Origin of the sequence: Shewanella sp. AS16 (genome assembly GCF_021412365.1) — a bacterium.
Lineage (GTDB): Bacteria > Pseudomonadota > Gammaproteobacteria > Enterobacterales > Shewanellaceae > Shewanella > Shewanella salipaludis.
The window spans coordinates 84,999-91,741 of sequence record NZ_JAKCLK010000011.1 but is presented as its reverse complement, the minus strand read 5'-3'; the positions used below and the strand labels follow the sequence as shown (position 1 = coordinate 91,741).

5 protein-coding genes, 1 rRNA gene and 1 pseudogene are annotated in these 6,743 nt (G+C 54.6%); 4 read left to right on the top strand and 3 right to left on the bottom strand.

All coding sequences use genetic code 11. From position 1 onward, the window contains the following. A 5S ribosomal RNA gene (gene rrf / locus LZP73_RS17565) occupies nt 1-113 on the top strand; the annotation flags it as partial. Nucleotides 114-786: 673 nt separating this feature from the next. On the opposite strand, the gene LZP73_RS17560 is transcribed toward rrf, so the two are convergent. Continuing rightward, on the bottom strand, nt 787-2,151 hold the full coding sequence (locus LZP73_RS17560; protein ID WP_234236254.1) for an ATP-binding protein: 1,365 nt from the start codon (nt 2,149-2,151) through the stop codon (nt 787-789). Further along, the gene (locus tag LZP73_RS17555) at nt 2,151-2,837 is read right to left on the bottom strand and encodes a response regulator (RefSeq protein ID WP_234236250.1); all 687 of its coding nucleotides are present in this window, start codon (nt 2,835-2,837) and stop codon (nt 2,151-2,153) included. The genes LZP73_RS17560 and LZP73_RS17555 overlap by 1 nt, the downstream gene beginning before the upstream one ends. A gap of 263 nt (nt 2,838-3,100) precedes the next feature. On the opposite strand from LZP73_RS17555, the gene LZP73_RS17550 reads away from it, so the two are divergent. The 3 genes and pseudogenes from LZP73_RS17550 to LZP73_RS17540 all read left to right on the top strand — a co-directional run. After that, nucleotides 3,101-3,571, top strand: a complete 471-nt coding sequence (locus LZP73_RS17550; protein ID WP_234236249.1) for a Spy/CpxP family protein refolding chaperone — start codon at nt 3,101-3,103, stop codon at nt 3,569-3,571. A gap of 47 nt (nt 3,572-3,618) precedes the next feature. After that, nucleotides 3,619-4,488, top strand: a complete 870-nt coding sequence (fieF, locus tag LZP73_RS17545; protein ID WP_234236248.1) for a cation efflux pump FieF — start codon at nt 3,619-3,621, stop codon at nt 4,486-4,488. A 184-nt stretch (nt 4,489-4,672) separates the two neighbouring features. Beyond that, nucleotides 4,673-5,170 (top strand): annotated as a pseudogene (locus LZP73_RS17540) (porin family protein); the annotation flags it as partial. Nucleotides 5,171-5,312: 142 nt separating this feature from the next. On the opposite strand, the gene glnG reads toward LZP73_RS17540, so the two are convergent. Continuing rightward, a complete protein-coding gene (gene glnG / locus LZP73_RS17535; protein ID WP_234236246.1) occupies nt 5,313-6,728 on the bottom strand; it encodes a nitrogen regulation protein NR(I) in 1,416 nt (471 codons plus the stop codon). Between the last annotated feature and the right edge of the window lie 15 nt (nt 6,729-6,743).

The window sequence follows — 6,743 nt, the reverse complement described above, 5'->3', positions numbered from 1 at the left end:
GGAAACCATAGCATTGTGGCACCACCTGATCCCATCCCGAACTCAGAAGTGAAACGCAATCGCGCCGATGGTAGTGTGGGGTCTCCCCATGTGAGAGTAGGTCATTTCCAGGCGCCTAATTTTCTCGTAAGAGAAGCGATAAATCCCCAGCACACTGTGTTGGGGATTTTTTCGTTTAACGGCTTATGAAATGCCCACTCGAACATGGGGAAGATAAAAGGTCCGAACGCAGAGAGCTTGGCTCGAAGCTGGCCATGACAGGCGCCTAATTGCTCGTAAGAGCTCGTAAGAGAGTGAAGAAGCCACTTGAATAAGGTGGCTTTTTTGCGTTTGGACTCGAGTGATATTTTGGGTGTCCGGCGCGAACTTATCCGTATTGCTATGCGCATTGCTATTAAGTGACGTTGCCACTCAGGCAGGCAGGCATGAATGCCTGCTCCCTATGTAGGTCGATAAATGCTCCTTCTATATCGACACTTCCGCCATTCATGGCGGTCCCCCGGCTTCAAAGGCAAGCTTCTGCGCGCTACGAGTTAGCAATCTACTTAGTACCTTAAGCGCAACCTCTTGGCCCATTGCACTCGAGGTTTACCCCAAGCTGATTATTTCCAGGTGCATCCCTTATCCCATGACAAGAAAGCCACCCCAAAGGGGTGGCCTTCTTGTCATAACGGCTTATTGCCGGCTTTCTGCGCCTTAAGACTAGGCACTCGCTTCACAGAGCAGGTGTCTTAGGCGATATTCTCTATGAAGCATTATTAGGAGAAATTAGGGACGTGCTGTGAGCTATAAGGGCAACTCTATGCTGACCTTGAGTCCGTGAGGAGGGAGGTTTTCCGCCCAGATCTTGCCTCTGTGGGCTGTGATGGCGGCTTCGGTGATCGCCAGCCCTAGACCCCAGCCACCACTTTCTCTTTCCCTTGCCGAATCGGGTCGATAGAAAGGTTTAAAGATGGCAGCCAACTCGGTTTCATCTATTCCAGGACCATCGTCACAGATACAGATAAGCAGCTTATCCTTGAATGCCTTCGCTTCCAGTATTACCTCTGAATTGGCATAGCGGATGGCGTTACGCAGCAAGTTTTCTATCGCCCGGGAAAGGGGTTTGGGATAGTGAGCCAATTCCAGCTCTTCCGGGATGCTGATGTGTATGTGCTTAGCTTGTTGCTCGGCCTCAAATTCGGCATCGTCCAATACTTGGCTGAGCGACTCGGCCAAGCCAAGCTGTACTTTGGCCTCGCGACTGTTGAGTGTGACCCTGGACAGTTCCAGCAGCTCACCGATCAGCTTATCCAGTTGTTCGGCCTCATAGCCGATGCGTTCGTTTTCCGCCGTCTGTTGCCCCTTCTTGCGCGCCAGTGCCAGGGAGAGTTGCAAGCGTGTGAGTGGGGTCCTGAGTTCATGGGAGATATCGCCCATCAGTCTCTGCTGGCTGAGTACCATGGCCTGGATGGACTCTGCCATGCTGTTGAATGCATTGGCGAGCTGGCCTATTTCGTCGTTGCGGCCCGTGGTTTTCGAGTCGACTCTGCTATTGAGCTCACCCCGAGCCAGTGCGTCGGCGGTATTTTTCAGCGATGCCAATGGCTTACCTAAATGCCAGGCGAGCAGGCCGCAGAGGAAACCCGAGAGTAAGATGGCCATGCCAAGGGTTAACAGTTTGTTTTCAATGAAGAAGAAGAACCACGGCCGCGGATGGTGATCGGGCAGTCTTCCATAGAGCGCATAGGGGGTATCGTTAACTTTGAAATTGTAGGGGCCGAAGATGAGTTCATCGCGGAATTGATGGCTGATGGGGCGACTGGCCTCATCGGCCATCAAGAGGAAACTGCGCAGGCCCCGGGAGACTCTGTGGGTGTTCAGCACCTGGCCACGTTCATCGACCAAATACAAGCGCAGCGGCTTACCCTCAGCCGCTCTCTGGTGTTCCCAGCGGCGGAGAAATCCCGAGTCTATGAGGTTGGGCTCCTGCTGCAAACGTTCGGCTATATTGGCGAGCAGCCCTGCCAGTTGTGGCGGCAGTGGCGCCCTGTCATGGCTCTGTTGCAGCAAAGGCAATAGCCCAATCGAGGCGATGATCAAGGAACTGCATAGCCAGAAACCGAGTAACAGTTTGATGAAGAGTTTGTTTGGGGCTTTGATCGCACGCATCATGGGATCCAGATGTAGCCTTTACCACGTATGGTCTTGACCCTTGGGCGACCGTCGCTGCGCTCGGGGAGCTTCTTGCGGAGGTTGGAGAGGTGCATGTCCAGGCTGCGGTCGAAGGGCATAAGCTTCTTGCCAAGCACTTTCTCGCTGAGCAGATCTTTGGTGAGCAACTCGCCGGCCTGTGCCACCAAGGTGTACAGCAGGCTGAATTCGGTTCCCGTCAGCATGATCAGCTGTTCCTTGCAGTAGGCTTCTTGGCGGGCAGGATCCAGGCGTAGGTCACCGAATTGTTGCACTTGGTGTTGATGATTATCCTGCGTGGTCAGGGCGGCTCTGCGCAGGATGGCGCGAATGCGGGCGATAAGCTCCCTGTCGTTGAAGGGTTTGGGGAGGTAATCATCTGCGCCTATCTCCAGGCCGACGACCCTGTCTATCTCATCACCCCTGGCGGTTAACATGAGCACTGGGGTCTGTTTGTGTTGCCTGAGTGCTCTAAGCACTTCGAAGCCATTGAGCTTGGGCAGCATGACATCCAGGAGTATCAGATCCACATCCTGGCTAAGCGCCAGCTCCAGGCCCTGTTGCCCGTCGTGGGCCAGGAATAACTCGAATCCTTCCAGCTCCAGCAACTGGCCAAGGAGCTCCGCCAGACCCAGGTCGTCATCGATGAGTAAAATTCGGCTCATATTTTTCCTCTGTACGGCAAGCTATTAGGGGCAAACGCATAGGCTAACGCTGAGTATACCCGCTTTCTTGTCAATTGCGGTTTAGCTGTGTAAGTGAGTGTAAAGAAAGGCGAACTGTCGCAGGTTTACAATGATTTACCTTAATCCAACCCTCACTGACATTGAGAGGGCTAGACTGAACTGGCTCGAGTATGGCCGAGTGCTCAAGTGCAGCGCAACGGCCCGCTTTATAGTTGAATATCAGGAATAGAGAGGTGATTGCTATGAAAACATTATCCCCACTGAAAACGGGTCTGTTCGTACTCCTGGCTGGCTCTGCAATATTGGCAACCAGTGCCCAGGCTGAGCCTTGCCCCCATGAGCATCATGAGAGGGGGGAGATGGCCCACCATGATGGCATGCATGGTATGTTACGCGGCCTGGATTTGACCGAGGCGCAGAAATCAGAGGTCAAGAAGCTCTTCGAACAACACAAGGCCGCCAGGGAAGCGGAAGGTCAGCAGGGAGATCTCAGGGCTGCCCATAGGAATGAGATGTTGGCGTTGATCACTGCAACAAGTTTCGACGAGGCGCAGGCGCGGCAGCTGATATCGGCACAAGAAGCCAAACATGAGGCGCGGGAGATAGAGAGGATGAAGATGCAGAATGAAATATATCATCTGCTGACTTCGGAACAACAGGCGAAGTACAAGGAACATTTGGCGAAACCCAGAGGTAAAGAAGGTCGCCGTTAATCCCGGAAACTGTTATAAAAGGTCATGGTTTTCCGATACTTTCATCCATGACCGACACTTCTCAATATGATTTCTGGGTCAAGCTGGCCAGCCGGGCTTCGGTTGCGACGGCTACGACCCTGATCATCATCAAGCTCCTCGCCTGGCTTTGGTCAGGCTCGGCCAGCATGCTGGCCTCCTTGACGGATTCTTTCGCCGATGTGCTGGCCTCGATAGTCAATTTCATCGCCATTCGCTATGCCATAGTGCCCGCCGATCATGAGCATAGGTATGGCCATGGCAAGGCGGAACCTCTGGCATCCCTGGCGCAATCTGCCTTCATCTTAGGTTCGGCATTTCTCTTGCTATTCCATGGTGGCGAGCGCCTCTTCAACCCTGAGCCCATGGAGCATACCATGGCGGGGATCTTGGTATCGGGAATCGCGATGCTCCTGACCCTGGCCTTAGTGTTGTTGCAGAAACGTGCCTTAGCCGTGACCAACAGCAGCCTGATCGAGGCCGATGCGCTGCACTATAGATCGGATCTCTTCCTGAATGGGGCCGTGTTGTTGGCCCTGGTATTGGCCCAGTATGGCTGGTGGTGGGCCGACGGCTTGTTTGCCCTGTTTATTGCCTTATTCATAGGTCAGCAGGCGATCGATTTGGGCTATAGATCCATGCAGTCCCTGCTCGACAGAGAATTGGATGACAGTACCAGACAAGAGATAGTTACCTTGGCCAGGGAGGATGCCAGAGTGAGGGGATTACACGATCTGCGTACCCGCCAGTCGGGCAAGACCATCTTCATTCAATGTCACCTTGAGTTGGATGGTCGGCTCAGCCTGAACGAGGCCCACGCCATAGCCGAACAGACAGGCTTGAGGATCCAGGGGGCATTCGAACATGCCGAGGTCATCATCCACCAGGACCCTGTCTAGCCAAGGCGCCGCAGGGCTCGACGGAATACAAGCATTTCTCCATGTGGCGGCTTAGAGTTATGGTTCTTATTTTGCTAACTGAATCAAAACTGTACAGTCGAATTATATTCTGAAGTGGTCATTTACATCTCGACGGGAACCGAATAGGCTGCTCTGGGCATTATTCTATTACAAGGGACTGATAATGAAATGTTTAAGTATTGCTTCGTCGATATTGATTTTGACTTGTGGGATGGCTGCGGCTCACGCGGAAACAGACAAAACCGGCTTCTATGTCGGTGGTTCGCTTGGCCAGATGCAAGTGGAGTTGAATCATGGTGACTTCGATGAATCTGGCGTGGGTTTTGGGGTGTATGGTGGGTATCACTTCAATGAATGGTTCGGCTTGGAGAGTCATTTATTTGTGTCGGGTGATTTAGACGTGGGTAATGTTGGCGTCGCTGCCGCTTCCTGGACCTTTGCCCCTAAGCTCAGTTACCAGATTAACGATACTTTGTCAGTTTATGCCAAAGCTGGTGCCGCCCTTATGGCGGTTGTGTTTGATTCGGCTTTCTCAGATCAAGATTTCAGTGGTCAGGGCTGGACCTATGGTGTGGGCATCAATGCTGCCGTAACCGAGCACCTGAACCTACGCTTGGGTTACGATATCATCAAGGGTGATATGGATTCGAAGAAGGGGTGGAGAGTGAAAGATCTTGATACTGAGATATCCGCTGTCACCGCCGGTTTGCATTACCAGTTCTAAGGTATTGTATTACAGCTTGGATGAGTGCGGGGATAGCCGGGTTTGATACACCAAGACTATCCCTTTTCCTAGCTTGAATTCAGTCCATAGACAGCTCTTTCAGCTTACGGGTCAGGGTATTGCGGCCCCACCCCAAGCGTTTGGCGGCTTCCTGTTTATGTCCCTGGGTATGACGCAGCGCGGTTTCCAACAAGATACGCTCGAATGCAGGTTGCACTTGGGTCAGGAGATCGCTCTCACCTGCGGCCAGGCGTCTGTCTATCCAATCCTTTAGCGCACTCTGCCAGTCGTTATGGCTCAGGCCGTCGGCCGGGTGGCTTTCCAGGGGGGCCTTGAGCAGTTCGGGCGGCAGGTCCTGAGGCAAGATCTCCTGTCCCGAGGCCATCACGGTCAACCAACGGCAGGTGTTCTCCAGCTGACGCACGTTGCCGGGCCAGGGCAGCTGCGACAGCTTAAGCGCAGTTTCCTTGGTGAGTATCTTGGTTTCGACGCCAATTTCCTTGGCGGCACTGGCGAGGAAATGGGTCGCCAACTGGGGTATGTCTTCCCGGCGCTGGGATAGCGGCGGCAGGTGCACCCGGATCACATTGAGGCGATGAAAGAGATCTTCCCTGAATCCCCCTTTCTGCACCAGCAGCTCCAGATCCTGGTGGGTCGCGGCTATGATGCGCACATCGACCTGCACCGGGGAGTGGCCACCTATGCGATAGAACTGGCCATCGGCCAACACCCTCAGCAAGCGGGTTTGGACATCCAGGGGCATATCGCCGATTTCGTCGAGAAACAGAGTGCCGCCGTTGGCCTGCTCGAAGCGGCCCTGACGCACACTGGCGGCGCCGGTGAAGGCGCCTTTCTCGTGGCCGAAGAGCTCCGATTCTATGAGGTCCTTGGGAATGGCCGCCATGTTGAGGGCGATGAAGGGCTTGTCCTTGCGGGGGCTATGCTTATGCAGGGCCCCGGCGACCAGCTCCTTGCCCGTACCGGATTGACCGTTGATCAACACGCTGATGGAGGAGCGTGACAGGCGGCCTATGGCGCGGAACACTTCCTGCATCGCCGGGGCCTCGCCTATGATCTCCGGGGTCTTGACCTGAGTCTCGCTGATGGTGACCTGGGTCTGTTCCGTGGCATGGCTGAGGGCGCGCTCGACCAGGGCTATGGCTTCGTCTATGTCGAAGGGCTTGGGCAGGTATTCGAAGGCGCCGGCCTGATAGGCGCTGACGGCGCTGTCCAGATCCGAGTGGGCCGTCATTATGATGACGGGGATCTGGGGGTAATGCAGCTGCAGCCGCTCCAGCAGGCTCAGGCCATCTGTCCCCGGCATGCGTATATCCGAGATGATGACCTGGGGTCTGGAGAGCTCCAGCGCCTGCCAGAGGGACTCGGCGGCGGCGAAGCTGGCGGTGCTCAGTTTGGCGCCGTGTAGGGCCTTTTCCAGCACCCAGCGGATGGAGCTGTCGTCGTCGAGGATCCAGACTTGTTCACTGATACTCATGGTTTTTCCTCATCT